Annotated in this window: 22 protein-coding genes; 21 read left to right on the top strand and 1 reads right to left on the bottom strand. The window is 62.5% G+C overall.

Annotation, left to right across the window (positions count from 1 at the left end; genetic code table 11):
* Positions 1 to 78: 78 nt before the first annotated feature.
* Positions 79 to 336, bottom strand: a complete 258-nt coding sequence (locus OVA13_RS12810) for a GlsB/YeaQ/YmgE family stress response membrane protein (protein WP_267790854.1) — start codon at positions 334 to 336, stop codon at positions 79 to 81.
* Positions 337 to 558: 222 nt separating this feature from the next.
* Between OVA13_RS12810 and OVA13_RS12815 the strand changes: the two genes are divergently transcribed.
* From OVA13_RS12815 to OVA13_RS12915, 21 genes are all read left to right on the top strand, one after another.
* Positions 559 to 1,110: a 4'-phosphopantetheinyl transferase family protein gene (locus OVA13_RS12815; protein WP_267793532.1), complete on the top strand. Its 552-nt coding sequence runs from the start codon at positions 559 to 561 to the stop codon at positions 1,108 to 1,110.
* 32 nt (positions 1,111 to 1,142) lie between these two features.
* Positions 1,143 to 1,802, top strand: coding sequence for a 16S rRNA (guanine(527)-N(7))-methyltransferase RsmG (gene rsmG, locus OVA13_RS12820; RefSeq protein ID WP_267790855.1), 660 nt, complete (start codon positions 1,143 to 1,145; stop codon positions 1,800 to 1,802).
* A gap of 182 nt (positions 1,803 to 1,984) precedes the next feature.
* Positions 1,985 to 2,782 carry a ParA family protein gene (locus tag OVA13_RS12825; protein WP_267790856.1) on the top strand — a complete coding sequence of 266 codons (798 nt, stop codon included), beginning with the start codon at positions 1,985 to 1,987 and terminating at the stop codon, positions 2,780 to 2,782.
* Positions 2,782 to 3,678, top strand: a complete 897-nt coding sequence (locus OVA13_RS12830) for a ParB/RepB/Spo0J family partition protein (RefSeq protein WP_267790857.1) — start codon at positions 2,782 to 2,784, stop codon at positions 3,676 to 3,678. The genes OVA13_RS12825 and OVA13_RS12830 overlap by 1 nt, the downstream gene beginning before the upstream one ends.
* Positions 3,679 to 3,930: 252 nt before the next feature.
* Complete coding sequence (locus tag OVA13_RS12835; RefSeq protein WP_324288212.1) at positions 3,931 to 5,694, top strand: DUF885 domain-containing protein; 1,764 nt, start codon at positions 3,931 to 3,933, stop codon at positions 5,692 to 5,694.
* A gap of 411 nt (positions 5,695 to 6,105) precedes the next feature.
* Positions 6,106 to 6,342: a 50S ribosomal protein L28 gene (gene rpmB / locus OVA13_RS12840; protein WP_267790858.1), complete on the top strand. Its 237-nt coding sequence runs from the start codon at positions 6,106 to 6,108 to the stop codon at positions 6,340 to 6,342.
* A 13-nt stretch (positions 6,343 to 6,355) separates the two neighbouring features.
* Entirely contained in the window at positions 6,356 to 6,520 is a 165-nt protein-coding gene (gene rpmG / locus OVA13_RS12845) for a 50S ribosomal protein L33 (protein WP_027070918.1), read from the top strand.
* Between the two features lie 187 nt (positions 6,521 to 6,707).
* Complete coding sequence (gene cls, locus OVA13_RS12850; RefSeq protein WP_267790859.1) at positions 6,708 to 8,120, top strand: cardiolipin synthase; 1,413 nt, start codon at positions 6,708 to 6,710, stop codon at positions 8,118 to 8,120.
* Positions 8,121 to 8,185: 65 nt separating this feature from the next.
* Complete coding sequence (locus OVA13_RS12855) at positions 8,186 to 9,586, top strand: FAD/NAD(P)-binding protein (protein ID WP_267790860.1); 1,401 nt, start codon at positions 8,186 to 8,188, stop codon at positions 9,584 to 9,586.
* 76 nt (positions 9,587 to 9,662) lie between these two features.
* A complete protein-coding gene (locus OVA13_RS12860) occupies positions 9,663 to 13,160 on the top strand; it encodes a hybrid sensor histidine kinase/response regulator (protein ID WP_267790861.1) in 3,498 nt (1,165 codons plus the stop codon).
* A gap of 1,333 nt (positions 13,161 to 14,493) precedes the next feature.
* On the top strand, positions 14,494 to 14,994 hold the full coding sequence (locus tag OVA13_RS12865; protein WP_267790862.1) for a hypothetical protein: 501 nt from the start codon (positions 14,494 to 14,496) through the stop codon (positions 14,992 to 14,994).
* Positions 14,995 to 15,065: 71 nt separating this feature from the next.
* Complete coding sequence (locus OVA13_RS12870; protein WP_267790863.1) at positions 15,066 to 15,539, top strand: hypothetical protein; 474 nt, start codon at positions 15,066 to 15,068, stop codon at positions 15,537 to 15,539.
* 76 nt (positions 15,540 to 15,615) lie between these two features.
* Complete coding sequence (locus tag OVA13_RS12875) at positions 15,616 to 16,065, top strand: hypothetical protein (RefSeq protein ID WP_267790864.1); 450 nt, start codon at positions 15,616 to 15,618, stop codon at positions 16,063 to 16,065.
* A 408-nt stretch (positions 16,066 to 16,473) separates the two neighbouring features.
* Positions 16,474 to 16,911 (top strand): hypothetical protein, encoded by a 438-nt coding sequence (locus OVA13_RS12880; protein ID WP_267790865.1) that lies wholly within the window; start codon positions 16,474 to 16,476, stop codon positions 16,909 to 16,911.
* Between the two features lie 415 nt (positions 16,912 to 17,326).
* The gene (locus OVA13_RS12885) at positions 17,327 to 17,698 is read left to right on the top strand and encodes a hypothetical protein (protein ID WP_267790866.1); all 372 of its coding nucleotides are present in this window, start codon (positions 17,327 to 17,329) and stop codon (positions 17,696 to 17,698) included.
* Positions 17,699 to 18,219: 521 nt separating this feature from the next.
* A complete protein-coding gene (locus OVA13_RS12890; protein WP_267790867.1) occupies positions 18,220 to 18,570 on the top strand; it encodes a hypothetical protein in 351 nt (116 codons plus the stop codon).
* A gap of 1,577 nt (positions 18,571 to 20,147) precedes the next feature.
* Positions 20,148 to 20,465 (top strand): hypothetical protein, encoded by a 318-nt coding sequence (locus OVA13_RS12895; protein WP_267790868.1) that lies wholly within the window; start codon positions 20,148 to 20,150, stop codon positions 20,463 to 20,465.
* 627 nt (positions 20,466 to 21,092) lie between these two features.
* Positions 21,093 to 21,515, top strand: a complete 423-nt coding sequence (locus OVA13_RS12900; RefSeq protein ID WP_267790869.1) for a DUF7832 domain-containing protein — start codon at positions 21,093 to 21,095, stop codon at positions 21,513 to 21,515.
* A gap of 291 nt (positions 21,516 to 21,806) precedes the next feature.
* Entirely contained in the window at positions 21,807 to 22,187 is a 381-nt protein-coding gene (locus OVA13_RS12905) for a hypothetical protein (RefSeq protein WP_267790870.1), read from the top strand.
* Positions 22,188 to 22,726: 539 nt separating this feature from the next.
* Positions 22,727 to 23,038, top strand: coding sequence for a hypothetical protein (locus tag OVA13_RS12910; protein WP_267790871.1), 312 nt, complete (start codon positions 22,727 to 22,729; stop codon positions 23,036 to 23,038).
* 3,077 nt (positions 23,039 to 26,115) lie between these two features.
* Positions 26,116 to 26,589 carry a hypothetical protein gene (locus OVA13_RS12915; protein ID WP_267790872.1) on the top strand — a complete coding sequence of 158 codons (474 nt, stop codon included), beginning with the start codon at positions 26,116 to 26,118 and terminating at the stop codon, positions 26,587 to 26,589.
* The last annotated feature ends 122 nt before the right edge of the window (positions 26,590 to 26,711 follow it).

Below are 26,711 nucleotides of genomic sequence, written 5' to 3' on the forward strand. Positions count from 1 at the left end.
GGCCCGGCTTGCGCCGGGCCTTTGTTTGCCACGGGCCTTGGGTGCGTCTCGAAAGCGCACGCGGCCGCAGCGGAAGCGTTACCTCGCCCTGCCCCGCGTGAACAGGTTGACGATCAGCAGCAGCACCACCGCGCCGATGAAGGCCGTGATGAGGAAGCCGACCATGCCGCCGCCCAGGCCAAGGCCCAGCGTGGGCAACAGCCAGCCACCCAGGAAACCCCCGATGATGCCCACCACCACGTTAAGGATGATGCCCTGCGAACCATCGCGCTTCATCACGATGCTGGCCAGCCAACCTGCGATGCCACCGACAATCAGGTAAATGAGAAAATTCATCTCGCCGTCTCTCCTTCCAATGTGGACAATCCCCTTGCAACGGGGTGCGCTTGGATTAAGCATCTGCCGGCGTGAAACCGCCGTTAACCACACATGGGGGCAGCGTCCCTGCCCTTCCTTTCATACTCCTCGCCCGGAAGCCTTGCACGCCGTGATGCACCAACCCCGCAGGATACACCGGTGAGCGGACACGCCGTTGTCGCTCAGTGGCGGCACGAAGGCATCGCGCTGTGGCTGCTCGCGCACGTGCCGCGGCAACGCGGCGAACCGGGCGCGCGCCACGTGCTTGCCCAGGCGCTGGGACAGGACGCGGATGCATTGCCGATCGTCCGCGATCCGCAGGGGCGTCCGCATTTCGTCGCGCCGCTGGACCACCTGGAGACCGGCTGGAGCCACAGCGGCGATGCTTTGCTGGTCGCGCTGGGCGAACGCATCGAACTGGGCGTGGATGTCGAGCGACTGCGCCCGCGCCCCCGCGCGATGGAAGTGGCCAGCCGGTTCTTCCATCCCGATGAGACATGCTGGCTGCGTTCGCTCGATGACGACGCGCGCGACGACGCCTTCTTCCGCTTGTGGTGTGCGAAGGAAGCGGTGCTGAAAGCGCATGGGCAAGGCCTTTCATTCGGGCTGCACCGGCTGCGCTTTGCCGCCGACGGCGCGCGCCTGCAGCTGGTGGAATGCGACGTGAGCCTGGGCCGCGCCGACGATTGGCGCCTGCACGATTGGCAACCCCAGCCCGGTTATCACGCAGCACTGGCGTGGCGCCCGCGCTGAACGTGGTCAACGCAGCCTGCGATAATGCCGCGATGAATGACACCGCCTTCCCCGCCGACCTGCGCGAGACCCTGCACCGCGGCCTGACCACGCTCGGTCTGGACGCCGATGCGCTGGCGCCCCCGCTGCTTTCCTACCTGGCCCTGCTGGACCGCTGGAACAGGACGTACAACCTCACCGCCATCCGCGATCCGCGCGAGATGGTCACCCGCCACCTGCTCGACTCGCTGGCGATGCATCCGTTCGTCGACGAGATCGCCGCACGGGGTGGCGCCCTGGCCGACCTGGGTACCGGCCCCGGCCTGCCGGGCATTCCTCTGGCCATCGCCAAGCCCGGGCTGCGCGTCACCCTGGTGGAGAGCAACGGCAAGAAGGCGCGCTTCCTGCGTGAGGCCGTCCGCACGCTGAAACTCGACAACGCCCGCGTCGCCGAATCGCGGGCCGAAGCGCTCGACGAACCCCAGGCCTACGACGCACTCACGGCGCGCGCGCTGGACGTGTTGGCCGGCATCATCCAGGTCGGCGGACACCTGTTGAAACCTGGCGGCCACCTGCTGGCCATGAAAGGCGTGCGGCCCGACGAGGAGATCGCGGCGCTGCCCGCCGGCTGGTCGCTTGACGGACTGCATGCATTGAGCGTGCCGGGGCTGGTCGGTGAACGCCATATGGTGACCGTGCGCCGCGACGGCTGACGCACCGCCGCGGTGCGCAGGCGCCCAAGTCATTGATAAGGCTGGCCGGAAACCCGTTTCGCCACCCCCGCTCCAGCCCTCCCGGGTGACCGGCGTGCCACCCCGGGTCGGGCGATTTCGCAGAGCCGCCCCCGAGCCCGCATAATCCTCGACCCACCCAGGTTCCCAAAGGCGCCCACCGCATGGCCCGCATCATCGCCGTCGCCAACCAGAAAGGCGGGGTCGGCAAGACCACCACCGCGGTCAACCTGGCCGCCGCGCTCGCCCGCGCCCCGCAGCGCGTGCTGCTGGTGGACTTGGACGCGCAGGGCAATGCCACGATGGGCAGCGGCGTGGACAAGCGCGAAGTGGAAGCCTCCACCTGCGACGTGCTGCTTGGCGAAGTCGAGGCGCGCGCGGCGGTGGTGACCACGCCGGAAAACTTCGACCTGATGCCCGGCAACATCGACCTGACCGCGGCCGAGATCCAGCTGATGGATTCGGACGCCCGCGAGCAACGCCTCAAGAACGCGCTGGAACCCTTGCGCGCCGACTACGACTTCATCCTCATCGACTGCCCGCCGGCGCTGTCGCTGCTGACCCTCAATGCATTGACGGCCGCCGATTCGGTGCTGGTGCCCATGCAGTGCGAGTACTACGCGCTGGAAGGCCTCTCCGCCCTGATGGAAACCATCGAGGCGCTGCGTGCGCGGCTGAACCCGACCCTGGAGATCGAAGGCGTGCTGCGCACGATGTTCGACATCCGCAACAACCTGGCCAACGCCGTCTCCGGCGAACTGACCAACCACTTCGGCGACAAGGTGTTCCGCACCATCGTGCCGCGCAACGTGCGCGTGGCCGAAGCGCCCAGCCACGGCCAGAGTATCGTCGGCTACGACCGCGCCTCGCGCGGTGGCGTCGCCTACCTGGGCCTGGCCGGCGAGATCCTGCGCCGCCAGGCCGACCGCAAGAAGCAACAGAAGCAGATGGAGCACGCTTGATGAGCGCACACAAGAAGCGCGGCCTGGGCCGCGGACTGGAAGCCCTGCTCGGCCCGAAAGCCGCCGAGACGCCGCCGCCGGAAGCGCAGCCGGGCGAAGCCCTGCGCACGTTGCCGGTGCAGCAGCTGCAGCCGGGCAAGTACCAGCCCCGCACCGCGATGGACCCCGGCAAGCTGACCGAGCTGGCCGAATCGATCAAGGCGCAGGGTGTCATCCAGCCGATCGTCGTGCGCGAGCTGTCGCCGGGCAAGTTCGAGATCGTCGCCGGCGAACGCCGCTGGCGCGCCTCGCAGGAAGCCGGCCTGGCCGAAGTGCCGGTGGTCGTGCGCGACCTGGATGACCGCACTGTCATCGCGATGGCGCTGATCGAGAACATCCAGCGCGAAGACCTGAATCCGCTGGAGGAAGCGCAGTCGCTGCAGCGCCTGATCAACGAATTCGCGCTGACCCACGCCGAAGCCGCCGAGGCCGTCGGTCGCTCGCGCGCCGCGGTCTCCAACCTGCTGCGCCTGCTGGAACTGCCGCCCGCCATCCGTGCCTTGCTGGAAGCGCGCCGGCTGGAAATGGGCCACGCCCGCGCCCTGCTGACGCTGTCGCCCGACCTGGCCAGCAAGCTGGCCTCCGACGCCGCCGACCAGGGCTGGTCGGTGCGCGAGGTGGAACACCGCGCGCAGCAGTTCGCCGCCGGCAAGGTGCCGGCGACCGGCAAGAAGGCCAAGCCGGGCAAGGCCGCGCCGCAGCCGGACATCGCCTCGCTGGAAACCGAACTCTCCGAGAACCTGGGCACCCGGGTCACCATCGCCCACGGGCGCGGCGGCAAGGGCAAGCTGATCATCCAGTACACCGACCTGGACACCCTCGAGGGCGTGCTGGAGCGACTGCGCCCGAGGGCGTGACCTGGTTCATTGTAGGAGCGACGTAAGTCGCGACCGCACGCCGACCGGTCATCGGCGATCTCATCCAAGCGCGGCTTCCCGGAAGCCGCGAGCCGTGGGTCATCGGCCGCACGCGCGATACCGGCGCAATAGCGTGTACGGGCCACGGTCGCGACTCACGTCGCTCCTACAACCCCTTCTCCCGCTTGCGGCACAGTCGCGCCGGCAATCCCTGCATTACCATCCGGTTTCCGCTTTCACCGGATGTCCGCCTTGAAGCTCCGCACCGCCGCCCTGCTGCTTGCCTGCCTGCCGCTGCAGGCGATCGCCTTCGCCCCGTCCGACGCCGACAAGCGCTTCCAGGCGCTGTACGAGAAGGAATGGAAGTGGCGGCAGGAACAGACCGGCCAGGCCGACGAGGACGCCGACACCACGGGTGGCAAGACGCGCCTGCCTGACGTGGGGCCGGAAGCGCAGCAGGCGCGGCTGCGGGTATGGGAGCAGGTGCTGAAGGACCTGGACGCCATCGACGCCGGACAGCTGTCGGCGGAGAACCGCATCAACCTGGCCATCTACCGGCCGCAGGTGGAGAACCTGGCCGACGAGGTGCGCCTGCGCGCCTACGAGATGCCGTTCAACTCCGACTCCTCGTTCTGGTCCAACCTGTCGTTCATGGCGCGCCGGCCCATGAAGGACGCCGACGACTACCGCGCGTATGCCGCACGCCTGCGCGATGTGCCGCGCCATTTCGACCAGCAGATCGGCAACATGCGCGCCGGCCTGGAGCGCGGCTTCAGCGTACCGCGGGCGGTGCTGGACGGCCGCGACGTGTCCATCGCCAACGTGGCGGAATTGAAGGACCCGGAACAGTCCACCTTCTACGCGCCCTACAAGAAGATGCCGGCGAGCATCCCCGCGGCCGAGCAGGAGGCCCTGCGCAAGGAAGCGCGCGCCGCGATCAGCGAACAGGTCGTGCCCGCGTTCGGCACGCTGCTGACCTTCTTCCGCAACGAATACGTCCCGCGCGCGCGCACCACGCTGGCCGCCGAGGCCATGCCGGGCGGCAAGGCGTTCTATGCCCAGCAGATCCGCGAATACACCACGCTGGACCTGACCGCCGAAGAGATCCACCAGATCGGCCTGAAGGAAGTCGCGCGCATCCGTGCAGAGATGCAGCAGGTCATCGAGCAGACCGGCTTCAAGGGGAGCTTCGCCGAGTTCCTGACCTTCCTGCGCACCGATCCGCAGTTCTACGCGAAGACGCCGCAGCAGCTGCTGGACCGCGCCGCCTGGATCTCCAAGCGGGTGGACGGGGAAGTGGGCAAGGTGATCGGCACGCTGCCGCGCGGCCGCTTCACCATTGTCGAAGTGCCGGCCGACATCGCCCCGTTCTGGACCGCCGGTCGCGGCGGCCTGGGCACGTACTGGCTCAACACCTACGACCTGCCCTCGCGCCCGCTCTACAACCTGCCGGCGCTGACCCTGCATGAATCGTCGCCGGGCCACTCGCTGCAGGCCGCGCTGGCGCAGGAGCAGGGCGAGCAGCCCGCGTTCCGCCGCGAGAACTACATCTCCGCCTACGGCGAAGGCTGGGCGCTGTACACCGAGAAGCTGGGCAAGGAAATGGACATCTACGAGACGCCCTACGAAGACTTCGGCCGGCTGACCTATGAAATGTGGCGCGCCAGCCGGCTGGTCATCGACACCGGCGTGCACCACAAGAACTGGACCCGCGACCAGGCCCTGGCCTACCTGCGCGACCACACGGCACTGTCCGAGCATGAGGTCACCACCGAGGTGGACCGCTACATCTCCTGGCCGGCGCAGGCGCTCAGCTACAAGCTGGGCGAGATCGCCATCGTCCGTCTTCGCGGCGAGGCCGAGCGCGAGCTGGGCCCGAAGTTCGACATCAAGGCCTTCCACGATGCCGTGCTCAAGCAGGGCTCGGTGACCCTGCCGGTGCTGGAAAGCCAGATCCGCGCCTTCATCGCCGAGAGCAAGGCCGGCACGGTCAAGCCGGCCACCGCCGCACCCTGACCGCAGGCCGGGCCGGCCCCTTGCGTACAACCTTCCCGCCGACGGGTCGTGGGACCAGGGTCGCGATGCCGGGCCAGGGCCCTGCCTGCGGGCTGCGCCCCTGCAGGAGGGGCTTGAGCCCCGACCGGGCGAGCCCGGCAGGGCGGCGGCACCGGAAGCGTCACGGATCGGGCTGCAGGCTCTCTGCCGGGGTCTCGTGCGCCTAAGTGCTTGCGGCACAAGGGAAACGTCGGCATAATGCGCGGCTCGCTGTGTCCGGTCGGCCTTCAGGCCACGACCGGGCGGGTTCCGGAAGCGCGATTCCGGCCCGCCGCCGACAGCGGATTTTCCTCCCGTTTCGCGCACCGCCATCCGCGGTGGGGCCGCCGCCTCCCTGGCCAAGGGAAGCCACAATTACCTTCGAGGTGCGTAATGTCCCGCGTATGCCAAGTGTCCGGCAAGCGTGTGATGACGGGTAACAACGTCAGCCACGCGAACAACAAGACCCGTCGTCGTTTCCTGCCCAACCTGCACGAGCGCCGTTTCTGGGTCGCCAGCGAGAACCGCTGGATCAAGCTGAAAGTTTCCGCGCATGCACTGCGCACCATCGACAAGAACGGCATCGACTCCGTCCTGGCCGAGCTGCGCGCGCGCGGCGAGAAGATCTGAGGAGTAATCGAACATGGCATCCAAGCGCGACAAGATCCGTCTGATCTCCTCGGCCAACACCGGCCACTTCTACACGACGGACAAGAACAAGAAGAACACCCCGGGCAAGATGGAAATCAAGAAGTACGACCCGGTCGTGCGCAAGCACGTGATCTACAAGGAAGGCAAGATCAAGTGAGATGGCGGCGCGCATGCCCCGCATGCGCCTCTGCCGCTGTTTCGCCCCGGCGCACGTCGGGGTCCAGCGCCTCAAGGAAACCCCGCTCCGGCGGGGTTTCCTGCTTTCGGGCTGTCGACACGGGTTTTCCTTTGCCCGCGCCACACCGCAGAATCGGGCCACGCCCATCCCGGACTGATGCCCCCCCATGGACTGGTCCTTCGGCACCGCGCTCTTCATCCTGGACTGGGCCATCCGCCTGGCCGCGCTGCTGTGGATTCCCAGCCGCACGTCTCCCGCGGCCGCACGCAGCTGGATGCGGCTCCTGGTCGGCTTCGTGCCGCTGCTGGGGCTGCCGCTGTACCTGTTGCTGGGCCATCCGTGGCTGTCGCGCGAACGGGTATTGCGGCAGGCGCGCGCCTCCGACGTGATCCGCGAGGAACAGCGCCCGCTCAGCGCCCTGCGCTGGATGCCGCCCGGCGGCGCGGCGGCGGAAATGGCGCCGCTGATCGAACGCCAGGGCGCCTTCATGCCCACCCACGGCAACGCGGTGCAGCTGCTGGACGACTACGACATCTCGCTGCGCGCGCTGCTGGACGACATCGGCGCGGCGAAGCAGCAGGTGCACCTGCTGTACTACCTGATGTTCGACGACGCGGTGGGTGATGCCGTCACCGATGCGCTGTGCGCCGCCGTGCAGCGCGGTGTGGCCTGCCGGATGCTGCTGGATGCCGTGGGCGCCAAGCGCGGCCTGCGCCGCTACCGTGCGCGCCTGCGTGCCGCGGGCGTCGACGTGCACGAACTGCTCCCCGGCGGCCTGCGCTGGCGGCGCAGCGGCAGGATGGACCTGCGCAACCACCGCAAGATCGCGGTGATCGACAACGTGGTGGGCTTCGTGGGTTCGCAGAACCTCGCGTCCGCGACCTTCGTGCCCGGCCACCCGAACCGCGAGCTGGTGGCCCGCGTGCAGGGACCGGTGGTGTCGCACCTGGAGGCCGTGTTCGCCAGCGACTGGTACATCGAAACCGGCGAACGCCTGGCGGTGCAGCCGGCCTGCGACGTGCAGCCGCCGGACGTCGCCGCGCAGCTCGTGCCCAGCGGGCCGGCGTACCCGTTCGAGAATGCCCGCGACACCGTCAATGCCCTGATCCACCTCGCCCGGCACAGGATCGTGCTGACCACGCCCTACTTCGTGCCGGACGACGCCACGCTCAGCGCGCTGCGCATCGCCGCGCTGTCCGGCGTGGACGTGCAGCTCGTGCTGTCGGCCACCAACAACCAGACGCTGACCGCCTGGGCGCAGCAGTCCTATTACGAGGAACTGCTGGCCTGCGGGGTGAAGATCGCGCTGTACCGGCCGCACTTCCTGCACGCCAAGCACCTGACCGTCGACGATGACATCGCCCTGGTGGGATCGATCAACCTGGACATCCGCTCGTTCGCGCTGAACGCCGAGATCGGCCTGGTCTGCTACGGACCGGACGTGGTGTCGCGCATCCGCGCGGTGGAAGCGGACTACCTGGCCCACGCCGATACCGTCGACGCCGCGGCATGGCGCGCGCGTCCCGGCTGGCAGCGCAGCCGCGAAGGCATCGCGCGGCTGGCCGACTCGCTGATGTAGTCCAGGCTGCCTGCGCCGTGCCGCGGTGCGATGGGATGCCCGACGCCATCGCCTACAATACGGCCATGACCGGTCCGGCCCCAGCAACGCCCCTGCCACCCTGCGACATCGCGATCATCGGCGGCGGCGCGGGTGGCGTGCTCACCGCCATCCACGCGCTGCATGCGGCCACCACGCCGGCCCGCATCGTGATGATCGAACCGCATGCCACGCTCGCGCGCGGCGTCGCCTATGCCACGCCCTATGCCGAGCACCTGCTCAACGTGCCGGCCAAGCGCATGAGCGCTTTCGACGGCGTGCCGGAAGACTTCCTCGATTTCGTCGTCGACACCACACCCGCCGAGGAGGCGGACCGCGACGCGCTTGGCTGCGCCTACATCGAGCGGCGCCGCTACGGCGATTACCTGCGCGACCGCCTTCGACGCGCGATCGAGGCCAGTCCTGCCACTCTGCAGGTCGTGCAGGACCACGTGGACGGCATGGATGTCCGCGATGATGGCGTGACGCTGTTGCTCGCTCACCACGGCACCTTGCAGGCCGCGGGTGCGGTACTCGCCGTCGGCAACACGCCCAAGCCGTTGCCGGCACGTGGGGCGCCGCAACTGCCCGCAGGCACGTCGCTGCCGGCATGGGACTTCGCCGGCGTGAAGGCGATCGCGGCCGATGCGGACATCTGCATCGTCGGCTCCGGCCTGAGCATGGTGGACACCGTGCTGAGCCTGGCCGACCACGGGCATCGCGGCCGCATCCGCGTGCTGTCGCGCCACGCGCTGCTGCCGCTGTCGCACACCGCGCACGCCGTGGCCGATTTCGACGCCGAACCACTGCTGGCCATGGGCCTGCGCCAGCGCATGCGCTTCCTGCGCCAGGCCGCGCGGGATGCCGCCGCGCAAGGCCTGCCCTGGCAGGCGGTGATGGAACGCATCCGCCCGCACGGCCAGGCGCTGTGGCAGTCCATGCCGGTCAGCGACCAGCGCCGCTTCCTGCGCCACGTGGTGCGCCTGTGGGACGTGCATCGCCACCGCATCGCACCGCAGGTGCACGCGCAGCTGCAGGCCATGCTCGACCGCGGCCAGCTGCAGCTGCACCGCGGCCGCCTGGATACCGTGGTCGGCCACGCCGGCCGCGTGCGCGTGACCACCCGCCTGCGCGACGGCCGCGCGGAACAGTTCGACGTGGACTGCGTGGTCAACGCCACCGGCGTGGAACTGCGCGCGCAGACCATGCGCAACCCATTGCTGCACGACCTGCTGGGCAAGGGCCACGCCCAGCCCGGCCCACACGGCATCGGCCTGAAGGCCGCACGCGACGGCCGGCTGGTGGATGCGGACGGCGGGACGCTGCCGCGCGTGTTCGCCATCGGCAGCCTGCGCATTGGCTGCGTGTGGGAAAGCATCGCGGTACCCGAACTGCGCGGGCAGGCCGAGACCGCGGCGCGCGAACTGCTGGCGCTGTCCGGCCACTGAGCCCGGCCCTGCGGCCTTACGCAGGAAGCAGCACGCAGTACACTCGACGGCAGGTTGAGCGCCGGGGGAGAGGGCGTTGGTTTCCAGCTGGATCCTGCTGTTGGTGTCCATCGGCTACGCGGCGCTGCTGTTCGGCGTGGCGTGGTGGGGCGACCGTCGCCCGATGTACCCCGACCGCCCCTGGCTGCGGCCGGTGGTCTACAGCCTGGCGCTGGCGGTGTACTGCTCCTCGTGGACCTTCTACGGCGCGGTCGGCAGCGCGGTGCGCAACGGCCTGGGCTACCTGCCCATCTACCTGGGCCCGGTCCTGCTGCTGCTATTCGGCTGGCGCATCATCGAACGGCTCGCGCTGATCGCGCGCAGCGAGAACACCGTCTCCATCGCCGACTTCATTTCCTCGCGCTACGGCCGCTCGCGCCGGCTCGCCGCGCTGGTCACGGTGATCGCGCTGATCGGCGTGGTGCCGTACCTCGCGTTGCAGTACAAGGCCGTGGCGATGAGCCTGAGCGTGCTCAGCGGCGAAGGTGGTGACAGTGCGCATGGTTTCTTCACCGATCCGGCGCTGTACGTGGCCCTGCTGATGGCGCTGTTCGCCGCGTTGTTCGGCACCCGCCAGGTCGATGCCACCGAGCACCATCACGGCATGATGCTGGCGATCTCGCTGGAGTCGGTGGTCAAGCTGGTGGCGATGATCGCCGTCGGTGTGTTCGCCTACCTGTGGCTGGATGGCAACGCCATCCGCGTGACCGATTCCGCGCGCACGCTGTTCGAGAACGCGCCGCCGGTCGGCTTCATCGCGCAGACGCTGCTCGGTTTCCTGGCCATCGTCTGCCTGCCACGGCAGTTCCACGTGGCCGTGGTGGAATGCAGCGACGTGGGCGACATCCGCAAGGCGCGCTGGCTGTTCGGCGGTTACCTGGTGCTGTTCTCGCTGATGGTGGTGCCCGTCGCGGCCGCCGGCGTGGCGCTGTTCGGCGGGACCGACGTGGCCCACGACAGCTACGTCCTGGCGTTGCCGCTGGCGGAAGGGCGCACGGCGCTGGCGATCATCGCCTACGTGGGCGGCTTCTCGGCGGCCACCGGCATGGTCATCGTGGCCAGCATCGCGCTGGCCACCATGGTCAGCAACGACCTGGTCATGCCGGTGCTGCTGCGGCGTGGCTGGGCCCAGCACCACGCCGAAGCGGACGTCGCTTCGCGGGTGTTGTGGATCCGCCGCCTGGCCATCCTGCTGCTGGCGCTCACCGCGTACAGCTATTACCGCAGCAGCAGCAACGACAGCACGCTGGCGTCGTATGGCCTGATGGCGTTCGCGGCGGTGGCGCAGTTCGCGCCCGCGCTGATCGGCGGCCTGTACTGGCGCGGCGCCAGCCGACGCGGCGTGGAAGTGGGCATGGTGCTGGGCTTCGCCACGTGGATCTACACGCTGCTGCTGCCGACGATGACGCAGGCCGGCTGGTTCGATTCGCACTGGCTGCACGCCGGTCCGTTCGGCATCAGCTGGCTGCGGCCACAGCAACTGTTCGGACTGATCGGCTGGGACACGCTGACCCACGGCACGTTCTGGTCGCTGCTGGTCAACACGGGCGCGATGATGATCGTATCCGCGCGCTCGCGCCCCGGCGTGGACGAACGCCTGCGTGCGGCGCCGTTCCTGGACCCGTACGCGCAGCGCCCGGCACTGATCGCGGGCGAGTGGCCGGGCAGCGTGCGGGTCGGCGACCTGCAGACCCTGGCCGAGCGCGTGGTGGGCGAGCGCCACGCACGCCGCGCCTTCAACGAACATGCACAGGTGCTGGGCCGCGAGCTGCAGCCCAACGCACCGGCGGACCGCGCGTGGGTGCAGTTCACCGAGCGTCTGCTGGCAGCGGCCATCGGCGCGGCCTCCGCGCGCATCGTGCTGACCAGCGTGCTGCGGGGTTCGGGCATGGAACTGGGCGAAGTGGTGGCGGTGCTGGACCAGGCGGGTCAGGAACTGCGCTTCAACCGCGAGATCCTGTCCACCACGCTGGAAAACATCAGCGCCGGCGTCAGCGTGGTCGACCCGGCGATGCGGCTGGTCGCGTGGAACCGGCGCTACCAGCAGATGTTCGGCTATCCCGACGGCATGCTGTACGTGGGTCGCCCGGTCGCCGACCTGATCCGCTACAACGCCGAACGCGGCGAGCTGGGCGAAGGCGATGTCGACGAACAGGTCAACAAGCGCATCCGCTACATGCGCGCGGGCTCACCGCACATCTTCGAGCGCGTGCGCGCCGACGGCCAGGTCATCGAGATGCGCGGGCAGCCGCTGCCGGGTGGCGGTTACGTCACCAGCTACAACGACATCACCGATTTCAAGCACGCCGAAGCGCTGCTGCTGGAAACGAACGAGACGCTGGAGCAGCGCGTGGCCGAGCGCAGCCACGCGGCGGAAACCGCGCAGCAGTCGCGTACGCGCTTCCTGGCCGCGATCAGCCATGACGTACTGCAACCGCTGAATGCGGCGCGCCTGTTCGTCAGCGCCCTGCGCGACAGCGAACAGGGCGCCGACCCGCAGGCGCAGGAGCGCCAGCACTTGGCCGAACGCGTCGATGCCTCGCTGCGCGCGGCCGAAGAGCTGCTGGATGGCCTGCTGGACGTGTCGCGCCTGGATGCAGGCGGCCTGCACACGCAGATCACCGACTTCGACGTGGGCGAGCTGCTGCGCGAACTGGCCGCGCAGTACGCCCCGGTCGCGGCCGGTCGCGGATTGAAGCTGCGCGTGCACGCGCGCGCCATCCCGGTGCGCAGCGACCGCCGCCTGCTGCGCCGGGTGCTGCAGAACTTCCTGGCCAATGCGCTGCGCTACACGCGCGAGGGACGCATCGTCATCGGCATGCGCGTGCACGGCGACGACATCCTCCTGCAGGTCTGGGACACCGGCCCGGGCATTCCCGACAACCACATGCGGCAGATCTACGACGAGTTCCATCGCTACCAGCAGCCGTTTGACTGGGGCGAACGGGGTCTTGGCCTGGGTCTGTCGATCTGCCAGCGCATCTCCCGCTTGCTGCAGCACGAGCTGGATGCGCGCAGCACGGTGGACCGCGGCAGCATGTTCTCCATCGTCGTGCCGCGCGGCGCCCCGCTCAGCGAACGTCGCACGTCGGCGCGCCGTGCCGCGCTTGCCAACGATTCGCTGGCGGGCATGCGCGTGCTGTGCGTGGACAACGACCGCGAGATCATCGACGGCATGCGCGCGTTGCTGGGGCGCTGGCAGGTGGAGGTGATCACCGCCACCACGGTGGACGAGGCGCTGGAGCAGATTGCGCAGGCCCCCACGGTGATGCTGGTGGATTACCACCTGCACGACCGCCTGGATGGCCTGGCCACGCTGGACGCCCTGCGCGCCGCCAGCCCCGGCCCGATCGCCGGCGCCCTGCTCACCGCCGACGGCCGCGACGAACTGAAACGCGAAGCACGAGAGCGCGGCTACCGCTTGCTGACAAAGCCGGTAAAGCCCGCATCACTGCGCGCCTTCCTGGCAGCGCATTACGTGCCGGGGCAGGTGCCGGTGGGTGAGTCGGCCGCCCCGATATTGGGCAATCCGTGATCGTGTTATGCCTGCGAAGCCAGTGAAAGCCGCTGCAACTGTGCCGAACAGGAGGTCTAAATCCCGCAAGCATCGGCGAATTTCGACCATCGCCGGCCATGCCAGCGCACGACCCTGCAGAATGATTAGCACCGCGCATCCGCGGGCGTAACACGCTACGCCACCTCACTCCGCATAACGCATCGGCCCGCCGCGCAAGGATTTCCGCGCTCTATCGCCAAGGCATTGCTTCAGAACGCTTTCTAACCGGTTGACGCAATCGGTAACGCACACCCAGAATCGTGCTACACCCCATTGAGGGGTCTAATAGGTGTTAGGCGGCTATGGAGAGTAGCGACGAGGCTAGTCTGAGAGACATTGCTGAGAGGCTCTTGGCAAACGACTTCCATGCCTATATCAGACATGATGGCGCCACCCCTTTGCTCTTTGCGCTCGGTGCCAAGAAGTCTCATTCCGTTGACTTCCGACGCAGAGACAAGGCTTTAGTAATTGAGTACTGGTATGGACACCCGGACGATGACTTCATCTCAGAGCAGGTGGTACCCACATTTGAGGCGGCCTTTGGTCCCATCAGCGCATGGCTTGCCCGGGACGCCGCCTAACAATTCATTCAAGCCGAACCCGCTTCGCGGGTCGGCTTAATTCTGGTGTTAGCCATCATGCCCACTTCCCCGCAAGTCATTGATGTAAGGCCGCCGACGCCAGATGAGCTTGATGCGCTCAGCACCTTTAGTACGATTAGTCTCGTCGTTGCTGTTCTGGCCTTTCTCTGTGTTGCAGTAGCCGCCTCTCTTGTAGCCGCCAAAACACGCCTCCCTGGGCGGTATGGAGTTCTCGCCAGTATTCTCCTGCTCCCAATTTGGTGGATTTTCGAGCAGTCAATGGGTGGCAGCTTAGAGATGACTTTCGGTCCAGCAGCGCTTCTAGTGGCTGTAATCGTGTACGCACTCTTTGCCACTTTGTTCTCTGTTAGCTTTGTGCGGATGTGCGTGAATTTTCTCAGGCACGCGCCAAGCAGCCATAATGATGGCTAACAATTCATTCAAGCCGAACCCGCTTTGCGGGTCGGCTTAATTCAGGTGTTAGGCCGTTGGGTTGGCGCGTCAAGGTGGCATCGCTTGCCTTCGGCGACGGCGTCGTAGTTCGCCCATCCGGTGCTCTTCGGACGGGTTCCCAGGCAAGCGCCTCACCGGTTGGAGCCCGTGCACCCCACCCCAGCGGCTCGCCTGCATCCGGCGCCTCTTTCTGGTACAACGCTCGCCTAACAATTCATTCAAGCCGAACCCGCTTCGCGGGTCGGCTTAACTCAGGTGTTAGGCCGCTAAGGAACTACATGAGACACTTGATTCTTCTGTCCCTATTGCTGACATCTACCTTTACTTTTGCTCAATCAGTCCCTCCTCATGCCGATGTAAGGCAATACCTCGTCGTCGTTGCACACCAAATGAGGATTGCTCAGAGCTTTAAACACGGAATTAACGCAGAAAAGACCAGATCGGGCTCCATTAGCGGACAAGCACAGGCCGCCCTGCAGATGGATGACAAGCAGCTTGAGGAGCTATTTGCAGACGTCCTGGCCTCCAAAATCTCCATCCAGGAGGCGAGGGAGGCATATGAGTTTCACAGTTCGGTCGCAGGCGAGGCCTTGATAGCGTCGCAAGCAAGAGACCCAATGAATCCCAGTCCGACGCTCAACCTCACCCCACCACAGATTGTTGCAATCAACGCCTATATGAGCAGCCCAACCGGCAAAAAACTGGGTGCCCTTATCTCTAGCTCAGCCACATGGGATGAGTTCTCCACCAAGGTCACAGACGCGCTTGAGCGCCCCTAGCACGCGGCCTAACAATTCATTCAAGCCGAACCCGCTTCGCGGGTCGGCTTAATTCAGGTGTTAGGGCGCACATGAGAGCTGCCGGAATCTCCATAATAACAACCGCGCTACTTGCAACCACCGGGTGTTCTACACTCGTCGGTGAGAAGGATCATCTTTGTGCTGAAATGGCAAGATTTGCCAACGCCACGCAACTTGGTACCGAGAGGTCAGTTGAGCTGAGAACAGACTGGAGCAACTTCAGCAAGTCTTGCGCACACGATGGATATGAGCCTGGCAAGGTCTTCTGCCAATGGCTCATGAGTAACACTTCAACCGAGTTCGCTCACATAAACATTGGTCGTGCTCTGGCTTGCCTTGATCCATCCGCCAACTATGCAAGTACAGGCCGCGCATCTCCCAGCTATCTGACGGGAAAAGTGGAGTCGTATTACGCCAAACACGCGGATGAGAACGTACGCATTGAGATTGAGTATGCTGCTGGCATAGAGGGGGAGTGCCCCACACTCAAGATCACTGCTGAGCGCTGGGAGTTGGACGAGTGATGCGCCCTAACAATTCATTCAAGCCGAACCCGCTTCGCGGGTCGGCTTAATTCAGGCGTTAGGGCGCAGGAGCAACATGACCGCATCTCAACCCTCAAAAGATCAGCTGCACCTGGCAAGCATGCTCGGTATCGACATATCTGCCGACACATTTGACGTGGCGGCGGCCCGCCTGCTTGATCGCGTTGCCTCAGCAATCGGCCACGAGCCAGCCGACCTTTCTAGCGAGCGCCAACGTGCCTTCGCCGAGTCGCTCGGTTATGACGTGGCGCTAGATTCAAAGCGTGTTGCAAGCGCCAAGATTGGCGAGGCCCTGCTTGCAAACAACCTCGGCGCAATCAAGTCGCTGAACCTCCAAGCCGGCGATCGTGTGATCCGCCTAACCCAGTTTGAGCACGCCGGGGAGCTTCGATCCTTTGAGCAAGAGTTCATCGTTTCTTCAATTCAGCCAAATGGCCGGGTATTCTTCAAGGGTGGCAACGGCCAGGGCGCTTGGCCCACTCAGCTCAGAAAGCCTGCGCCCTAACAGTTCATTCAAGCCGAACCCGCTTCGCGGGTCGGCTTAATTCAGGTGTTAGGGCTGCTCATGACCTGCAACGTATGTGACCCAAACGGCACTCACGCCACCGGCGGCTTCACAACGCACGCCCAGTTTCAGACGGAAGAGTCCAGGATCGCCGACCTGACCTCTCGCGGCCTTGCCACTACAGTTCCCGGGGCAACTGGTTTCGAGTTGATCTACAGCTGTAACTCGTGCGGTCAATCCTGGGAGTTGATTGCTCCAGATTGGCCTCTGCGCGGATACCTTCGTAAAATTTCATCAAGGGAGCCGCGGTTAACTGCTCTGCGCGCCAAGTTTGGTCGGACGCAGCCCTAACAATTAATTCAAGCCGAACCCGCTTCGCGGGTCGGCTTAATTCAGGTGTTAGCGCCCATGAGAATCATCGCTGCAACGGTCGCATCCATCCTTGTTGCCGCGGGCTGTTCCGGCCAGGCGCCCCAGCTCCCCCAAGCCGACCGGTCGCCCAACCCGATAGGCTCATTCTTTGTGGGGGTGGATTCTTCCAAGCTGCCTGAGCCTGCTCGATCCGCAGTTGTATCTGCGGAGAGGGACATTGATCTGGTGCTTCGCGGCCATCCGCCTGCCTGCAAGGATTCCCCGGACAGTGGCGAGTCAGATGGCGGCACACTGCACTACAAATGCAAACACTACGACCTCACTGTTATGCGCAGCATCTATCAGGTAGGGGATGTTTATGGGTTTATCTATGGGCCTATCGTCACGTTCCCCGGCGACTATCCGATTTCATACGTTCGTTTTTATAGTAGCCAGGAACTCAGCGCGTTGCTCAAACAGCGGGCTGGGCGCTAACAATTCATTCAAGCCGAAGCCGCTTCGCGGCTCGGCTTAATTCAGGTGTTAGGCGCCATGAAAGCAGTGCGACTACTGCTAATAGTTCTTTTGCTCGCGAGTTGCTCCGGCACAGGCCCCGGCCCCGGCCCCGGCCAAGATCAGCTTCATGCTGACTTCCTTACACTACATCCTGGCTGTCAGCTTCTCTCCTCCTCTGCCGGCGAGGGAGACAGTGACAATGTCTACATCTGGTTAACCTATACCTGCGGCCCGTCCGGGCAGGTCCACCGTACGGAGACGCTGTATCAGCAAGTAGGTGACGAGTGGGTGCTAAATCGAGAGGCGTCGCTTCGGTGATCCGCGTGGCGCCTAACAATTCATTCAAGCCGAACCCGCTTCGCGGGTCGGCTTAATTCAAGGTGTTAGGTGTCGCATGAGCATGCCGCTGCCCATAGATGTTGTAGTCCTCGCCTCGTCAGAGGCTGGGCTTCATTGGGTAAGGACGGTATCTGGACTCAAAAAGCCCGGAGTTTCGCCGCGCTATTTGATGGCCACGATAGAAAGATCAGACAAGTTTCCTAGCTTCTCAAGCATTGATCCAGCTGGCATCGGATTCTGGATTGCGCTGGACCAGCCCTCCAAGCTCAAGTGCCAGGAGACGGTCGCTAGACTCCAGTCAGATACACAGTACAGCCGCGGATTCTATGACGTGCATTTGCCAGATCCTGTTGTAGTTGCAACTGACATGGCTGATCTTCAACGGATCGTTGACGATGTCTGGGAGGCGTTCTGTGCAACATCCTGAGGCGGCACCTAACAATTCATTCAAGCCGAACCCGCTTCGCGGGTCGGCTTAATTCGGGTGTTAGGCCCCATGAAAGAGCACCAAATCTATCTAATCGGCGGGGGCGACGACGAATCCGGCATTCTTACGCCTGATCGTCGGGGTGACGAATGCTGCTTGTCATTCTTATTCCGTGGCAAGCGCATTGATGCGTCTGCTTATGACTTTTTCGATGCATTCTGCGGCATCCGAAGGCTGTTGGAGGCGGACTCGCTTATACCCTTTTGCTACGGTGCAAGTCTCAATGTCTACCCATCCCGCATGTCGCGGCAAATGGCCTCGGGCACAGTTGCGTACGTTTTGACTTTTGGCAAATCGGCTGAGACCCGTGTACACATCTTCGATTCTGGCCCGGACGTAACGCCGGCCTCTGTAGACAATCAAAAGAGCTTCTATGCTGATTGGGTCGCGTCGCTGGGGCCTAACAATTCATTCAATCCGAACCCGCTTCGCGGGTCGGCTTAATTCTGGTGTTAGGCGGCATGAAAGCAGACTCGCTACTGTTGGCTATTGAAATCGGCTGGTGGGTGGTGGCGCTCGGCCTTCCCATACTCCTGCTCGCTGCAATTCGCCTTCCCCGCAAATGGCGATGGCGCGTTCCCGCTGTCGTGCTCGTCTCTTGGTCGGCATTGGTTCTCTACACTAGCGAGGTCTATTTCCCTACCGGCGTCGCACATGCCACTCAACTGGGGATTGATAATCCGTATCAAGGATTCGATAACAATAATTTCGTCCCAGTCCTGGTACTTGGCTGGTTGCTTCCGCTTACGGCCTGCACAATTGCCGCATTCGGACGTTTAGCGCTCCAAAAGCACCGAGGCGGCAAGGAGTGACCCTGCCGCCTAACAATTCATTCAAGCCGAACCCGTTTCGCGGGTCGGCTTAATTCAAGTGTTAGGCCCGTCAGGAAAGATCGTGGCGATTGGTAATAACAACAACCTGGAACTGAAAGACTGCCCGGCATGTCGCGGCACCGGCAACGTCAAATGCCCGGACTGTCACGGCAAGGGAAAGCCTTATGACTGTCAAACTTGTTGGGGTACATCTAGCGAGCCTCGAGAGGGGCGTCACGTTCCATGCTCCAGGTGCCACGGTTCGGGGCAGGTTCGGCGTGTCTAGTCCGGCGGACGTGCCTAACAATTCATTCAAGCCGAACCCGCTTCGCGGGTCGGCTTAACTCAGGTGTTAGGCCGCAGGACAACCTATGGCGCTTTTCGCAGTAATAGGTCTGATTGTCGTCATCGCAGGCGTTGCGCTCTGCTTCTATGGCCATTTGATCGGCCTTATCCTGATCCTAGTTGGGGCATTCCTGGTCGACTTGTTTAAGGATCAAGCTATGGCCGCAGCTGTCTCAAAACATCGCAACAGCAATCGATCCTCATCCAAGCGTGACTGATAAGATGGCAACGTTAGCAACCGGGCTGCGGCCTAACAATTCATTCAAGCCGAACCCGCTTCGCGGGTCGGCTTAATTCAAGGTGTTAGGTGCCGCGAACGGATATGCGAACCCTGCAGGAAATCCTCAAGTCCACTTCGGACGCGTTGTTCCCCGCAGATCTTGGGGAGCGCGAGGTCTCCCTCGACAGCCAAGACTGCAATGGAGATACGCCCCTGCACGTATTGACCTGGCGAGGGGACTCTGCGGGGGCGAAGGCTCTGATTGCGGCAGGAGCCGCACCAAATGGCACTGGCGACATGGGTGAGACCCCTCTGCACGTCGCGGTTCGGCAGGAGAATTCCGAGCTAGTCGAGGCACTTCTTGAGGCAGGTGCCGATCCCGACATCCGGTCGGAGTTTGGCAAGACCCCGCGAGAAATGGCCGTTGCAAAAAGTGGTGCCGTTGCCGAGTTGCTACGGCGGGCGGCACCTAACAATTCATTCAAGCCGAACCCGCTTCGCGGGTCGGCTTAATTCCGGTGTTAGGCGGCTATGGCGAGTACGACGCAACTCAGTACTGGAACCCGAGTCATCGGCTGGCTGTGGCTTCTCATGGCTCCAGCCATTGCGGGAATGGCGTTCATCTCGACAGTTAAGTCGGATACGACCTATTGGATCCAAGTCGCTGCTTTCTCAATTGTGGCGCTAGCCGGCGCGGTCGGAGGCGTAGCAACTGGACTTCGCTACCTCTGGGGGGTTCGCGTGCTTCACCTACTCTCATGGATTGGGTTTACGTATTACGTCGGATCCGGGCTGCTCGGTCTCTTCTTTTCAGCGTCCTCGGGTAAGTTCTCCCCGGTGGTGTTTCTCATCGTAGGGCTGATAATGGCGCCCGGACTCGGCTTTGCCGTGCTTGCAGTGGCGCTGCGCTCCAGCCTTCGAGCTCAGAGTACGCCGCCTAACAATTCGTCCAAGCCGACGCCGCTTCGCGGCGCGGCTTAACTCAGGTGTTAGGCCGCTGATGACAGTTGTAATGATCTACGGGTTCCAAGGTCGCTTTTCCGGTGATTCCAAGTACACCTGGAGCCACCCCGACGTTGGTGCCACTCACAAATGCATGCTCTTCCTTAGGCAGCAATCTGAGGCCCACGACTTCGAGGCAGCGCTAGACGAGTGTGGTCGATACGGCTTTACAAATATTGAAAACATGCGCGGCGGCAAGCTCCAGATTGACGTCCTAAACACGGACCTCTATCGGGGATTCGCTGGCTTCTATGAAGAAGCTCTGAGTTCGGGGGCCGCTCTGGTCTACTATCCTCACAAGGATGCGGCAGATGGCGACGCGGCCTAACAATTCATTCAAGCCGAACCCGCTTCGCGGGTCGGCTTAATTCTGGTGTTAGAGCGCGCAATGAGATCATCTCGCCATTACCCGTACTCGCCAAAATCAGCCCTATCGCTGAGGCAGGGCGAGTTCTGGCCGATACGTTTGAGGGACGGATCATTCGCCTGCGGAGTCGTGGTGCAACCGGCCTCTCGCACCCCCGGAGGATCGCGAGTCATGTTCCTTGCAGGGCTCTTGGATTGGAATGGCCCCACTGCACCATGTGCGAGCGAAATCTGTTCAGCCAATTGTCTAGATCAAGGTGAGCTGCACTACCAATGCATTGGAGACATGGGTAGTGAGATTGTCGGTGTGCGCACTGAAAATCTAGATCTCATTGAACCTTGGCTTTTTCGCCGGGCTGTCTATCATCGCAATAGTGAGCTTATGAAGGGACTAGATCCAGTGCGACCACAGGTCGCATCAGATGAGATATATCCAGTTCTTTTAGTCTGGGGCCACATTGCAATGATTATCCGTGCTGAAATGCATTTCCTAAAGAGCGATAGCGCCTAAACCTCAGCGGGCGCGCTCTAACAATTCATTCAAGCCGAAGCCGCTTCGCGGCTCGGCTTAATTCAGGTGTTAGCCCTCATGAAATATGACGACGCGTCATGGCACTACGGTGGCAACTTCCCATCTGATCTACCAGACTCGGCTGGTGCAACCCATACGGGAATGTTCCTGGTTTGGGCGGTTCTAGCCGGACTGGGCGGTGAATTGTTCACGGTGGAGGAGCCTGAGCTAGTTAGAGAGCTTCGCGGTCGCACAACCACCCCCGGCGCCTTCTTCCTAAAAGTTTGTGACGGTAAGCTCACCAACGAGGATTTTAGCGATCGTGGCAACGAGTTCGCCGTCGCCTACTATGAGGATGGACAGTTTCTGGCGGACTACGAGGCGACGCTGGGCAGCGGCTTAGCCACCCCGTACCACGTGCCGGATACTTGGGAGAGCTTTGATACATTGCGCGCCCGTTTGGACGAGCGCCTTGCCCGTTGGGCAGGTGCTGAGGGCTAACAATTCATTCAAGCCGAACCCGCTTCGCGGGTCGGCTTAATTCAGGTGTTAGGCCGTTGGGTTGGTGCTTCAAAGTGGCAGCACCGGCCTTCGGCAACGAGGTCATAGTTCACCCTTCCGGTCGCTCTTCGGACGGGGTCCCAGGCAAGCGCCTCGCCGGTCAGAGCCCGTGCACCCCACCCCAGCGGCTCGCCTGCATCCGGCGCCTCTTTCTGGTACAACTTTGGCCTAACAATTCATTCAAGCCGAACCCGCTTCGCGGGTCGGCTTAACTCAGGTGTTAGGCATCAAGTGAAAGAGTTCAGCCGTTCACCTAATAAGCGGGAGCGCATAGCCGGCATCAGCGTGAGCACTTTGCTAGCAGCGCTGTTTGGCTCGCTATCCGTCTTTCTTGCAACTCGCGGCGTTTGGCTGGTTGCAGGGATATGCGGCGCTCTGGCTTTAGGATTTCTAGTGATGCTCTATCGCGCCGCATTTGGCGCCCCGCGCAGCCTCAACCACAAGGAGACGCGAGTGGTTGCTTGGGGCTTCGTCGTGCTTGGTTTTTGCGGCTTCGCTATGGCTCTGATGATCAATGGATCGATGACGCACAGACTCATGGTCCTAGGCGCATCGCTCACCTTCTTTTCGGCAGGCATTGCAGGTGCGAGGTCTCGTGGCCATGATGCCTAACAATTCATTCAAGCCGAACCCGCTTCGCGGGTCGGCTTAATTCAGGTGTTAGGCCGCACACGAACATGGTCGATGGCTCAAGAAATCAGTTTCCGCTCTGGAAGGCGTTCTGGATTGTCTGTCCGGCGACGTATCTCATTGCAATCGCGCTATTTGCGCTCACAAACTTCGTCACGGATCGCCTTGGCGGTCACAATGTCGAGATCATTGCTGGGCAAGAGGTGCGTTCTGTCAGTGCGGAGTCGTTCAAGTACGCTTGGTACAACAGCGTAGCGATCCAGGTCATTGCCGCGCTCCACGCTTGCCTATGCACTTTTATCGTTCTTCGTTACAGGCGCAGTACTCGCAGTAGATGGCTTGCAGCCCTCTCCATCGCAGCTGTCCTTATATACCTCGGCTACACCTTGTACTGTACATACGGCTTGTTCCACCCGGATCCTAATCTTTGGCCGATCACTTACTAGTGCAGGTACGGCCTAACAATTCATTCAAGCCGAACCCGCTTCGCGGGTCGGCTTAATTCCGGTGTTAGGCACCACATGAGCCATCCCGACAAGCCACTAAAGATCCTGTTCGGCATCGTTTGCATCGGCTTCCTAATATTGTTCAGCCTGCTGATAGCGTTCTCGATTTCACAACCAGAGGACGTCGGATTCTTCGTCAAGTTAGTCATTGTCGTCGCAACCGTTGGGTGCTACTTCGCGCTCTTCGCTCTTTGGATTTATTGGCTCCGCTACTTCTGGCGGACTTCCCAAACCGGACAGTTCTGGCTTTGCCTTCTTGTGCCGTACTTCCATGCGGCGTACAAAACGGCAAAGTATCTTCGGGCACCGCCCTCGGGTGGCGCCTAACAATTCATTCAAGCCGAAGCCGCTTCGCGGCTCGGCTTGATTCAGGTGTTAGGCCGTTGAGTTGGCGCTTCAGAGTGGCATCGCTGGCCTTCGGCGACGGCGTCGTAGTTCACCCTTCCGGTCGCTCTTCGGACGGGCTCCCAGGCAAGCGCCTCTCCGGTCGGACCCCGCGCACCCCACCCCAGCGGCTCGTCTGCATCCGGCGCCTCTTTCTGGTACAACGCTGGCCTAACAATTCATTCAAGCCGAAGCCGCTTCGCGGCTCGGCATAATTCAGGTGTTAGGCTGCACATGAGCAATCCTTACCAGCCTCCACAAGCGGCGCTGTCACCTGCTCCACGAGCTTGGCGCTTCGGCCATTCGTTCACAGCGTTTGCTTCCGGACTAGTAGTACCGCCCCTAGCCGTCTACCTTACGGCCCGTCTCATATTTCCCGACGTCGCGCTAGCTCGAGGCAACTCAACGTTTTGGGGAGCTGTTATCTTAGGTAGCATGCTAGCTGCGGCGGCTGTCTATCGGCACAAGCGCATTTCCTTGTGGCTCGCTGTCGCAGTTGGACCTGTCATCGTTCTCGTACTTGCTCTCGCGCCTGCGGTATGGTCAGAGGTGCTGGGTGCAGCCTAACAATTCATTCAAGCCGAACCCGCTTCGCGGGTCGGCTTAATTCAGGTGTTAGGCGCCACGGCAGGCATGGCCGATCTTTGGGACTCAATCGCAGCAAATGACTGGCGCGACATACCTTGTGTCGTCGGTCGGCCGGCAACGGAAGCTGACGTCGCTGCTGGTTCCGCAGTCTTCTACGTACCTGGTGAGTCCGCCGCAGCCTCAATGGCTCTCCCTTGCTGTGCCATCCAAGTGCTTGAGGATGGCTCGGAGCAGCCTGTTGTCATTATTCAAGCGGAGCTTGCACCTCACGGCACCGTCTTGGGCGTCCGCCCCCTCTCTGGCGGCAACGGCATTTGCATGGCTACGGAGGTCCGCTTGCTTCCTGCAGGGTTTGGGTCGTAGGGTGGCGCCTAACAATTCATTCAAGCCGAACCCGCTTCGCGGGTCGGCTTAATTCAGGTGTTAGGGCGCACATGAAGCAATCGCGCAGCTCGAAGGTAAAGCAGGTTGCTCTGTTCGCGCTTGCAGGGCCTCCGATTGGAGCGCTTCTCTGGCAGATTGTCGTTGCGATCACTGCCGAGTTCCCACGAGACTATTCGTTGGGGTCGTGGATCTCCACTTGGGCAGGGCTTAGTGTGTTTGCCTACCTCTGGGGCTTTGCTCCCGCATTCCTCACGGGCGTTGTCGCTGTCTACATGCGCAGTACTTCGCCGGGAGTCGGCGCTCGGTCTCGTATCCTCCGTCTCGCGGCCACGGTAGGGAGTGGCGGCCTCCTGAGCTGGACTCTCCCGCAGGTATTCCCTGGCGGAGATGCGGGCGTAACGGAGGCGGCACTGGGGGCGGCAACCGCTTTCGTCTGTGCAGGCTTGGCAGAGTGGTGGGTGCGCCCTAACAATTCATTCAAGCCGAACCCGCTTCGCGGGTCGGCTTAATTCAGGTGTTAGGCCCCATGATATTCGCTGCAGCGACCGACGAGAACACGCTGTTCGTATTCGCTTCAATCTCGGAGGCAATCGCGTACTGCGAGAGTATCGACGTGGAGGATGGCGGCTGGATCTTCTGGGATCACGCAGGCAACGCTTTGAGCGCGGAGTTCCTCACTCCAAACCATCGCGGCAGATTCACCGTTGGTGGGCACATATCGGCTGGTCCAGGTATCGGGCAAGCCCACGCTGACAGAGTCTATTGCCAGCATCCATCACATCAATGGCAACCCATATTTTTCCACTCTTTCTGCGGTCCATGAGCATCTCGCAACCCCGACCCAGGTGCCCCAGCATGGAGCCTAACAATTCATTCAAGCCGAACCCGCTTCGCGGGTCGGCTTAACTCAGGTGTTAGGCCTCAATGAAAGCACCACCTGAAGTTGAGCTTCTTCTTGGAGTATTGTTAGTCGTCAACGCCAGCGTCACAATCTGGGCGGCTGCTTTTCGGCCAAAACTACTGAGCCATTGGCTGCTACGCCCTCGTTGGTTTGGTGCTGGCGGCCCGCGAGCAGGTCGGGTTGGTGCCACATTCGGCGCGCTAGTTTGGCTTGGTATTGGTCTATGGCTTGTGCGGCTTTCCATCAGCCACGCGAGTTGAGGCCTAACATTTCATTCAAGCCGAACCCGCTTCGCGGGTCGGCTTAATTCAGGTGTTAGACCCGTATGGACACATCGCCAAAGTCGACGACTCAGATTGTCCGAGAGGGATTCAATCGTGCCTGCGCTGATTTCACCAAGCGCTCCATGCCATTCGGATTTTCTAGATTCAGGACGAGATTCTGGTCGCGGCAAGCTGATGGCTTCACCGACGTCATCCACTTCCATCGTTCGGGCGTCAGCTATGGAGCGCCACGCAACAACTCTATTGGTATCCGCGTCCACTATGCATCGCACAGGGGACAACTTCCCGATCCGTTAGCCCTCAATGGCCCCTGTAGCGACAAGCTACGAGATAGTAGGGGCTATGCCTACCATTTGAGGTTCAATGCGTTGACATGGAGCACATATGATCGTTGTCTCGATGACCTCGTGCGCGTGCTGCAGGATCACGGCCTGCCTTGGTTTTCCGAGCAACGGGTCTAACAATTCATTCAAGCCGAACCCGCTTCGCGGGTCGGCTTAATTCTGGTGTTAGGCGTCAATGACAGATTGCCTCAACAGAGTTGTCAAATGCGGTACGCACGGCTCGGTGGGGTGTGCTTTCGTTTGTCAGCATTTAGCTGCGGCAGACGCTGGTAGCATTGGTTTCAATGCGCCGGCGCCTGAGCCAGGAGACACCGAACTGATAGCTTGGTGTGATGAGTGCGAAGTGATGGTTGTAGAACAGCAAGGCTGGAGTGACGCAGTTGCAGAGTTCTCAATGTTGGCGGTTATTTGTGAGTTCTGCTTCGTATCCATCAAACAGGCGCAGGTAGTTGACGCCTAACAGTTCATTCAAGCCGAACCCGCTTCGCGGGTCGGCTTAATTCAGGTGTTAGGGCGCACATGAGAGCTGCCGGAATCTCCATAATAACAACCGCGCTACTTGCAACCACCGGGTGTTCTACACTCGTCGGTGAGAAGGATCATCTTTGTACTGAAATGGCAAGATTTGCCAACGCCACGCAACTTGGTACCGAGAGGTCAGTTGAGCTGAGAACAGACTGGAGCAACTTCAGCAAGTCTTGCGCACACGATGGATATGAGCCTGGCAAGGTCTTCTGCCAATGGCTCATGAGTAACACTTCAACCGAGTTCGCTCACATAAACATTGGTCGTGCTCTGGCTTGCCTTGATCCATCCGCCAACTATGCAAGTACAGGCCGCGCATCTCCCAGCTATCTGACGGGAAAAGTGGAGTCGTATTACGCCAAACACGCGGATGAGAACGTACGCATTGAGATTGAGTATGCTGCTGGCATAGAGGGGGAGTGCCCCACACTCAAGATCACTGCTGAGCGCTGGGAGTTGGACGAGTGATGCGCCCTAACAATTCATTCAAGCCGAACCCGCTTCGCGGGTCGGCTTAATTCAGGTGTTAGGCCCCTTATGCGCGATCCCCAACGAATTGAGCAGATCCTTGGAGTGCTGCGAGAGATCTG

The organism is Pseudoxanthomonas sp. SL93 (assembly GCF_026625825.1).
GTDB lineage: Bacteria > Pseudomonadota > Gammaproteobacteria > Xanthomonadales > Xanthomonadaceae > Pseudoxanthomonas_A.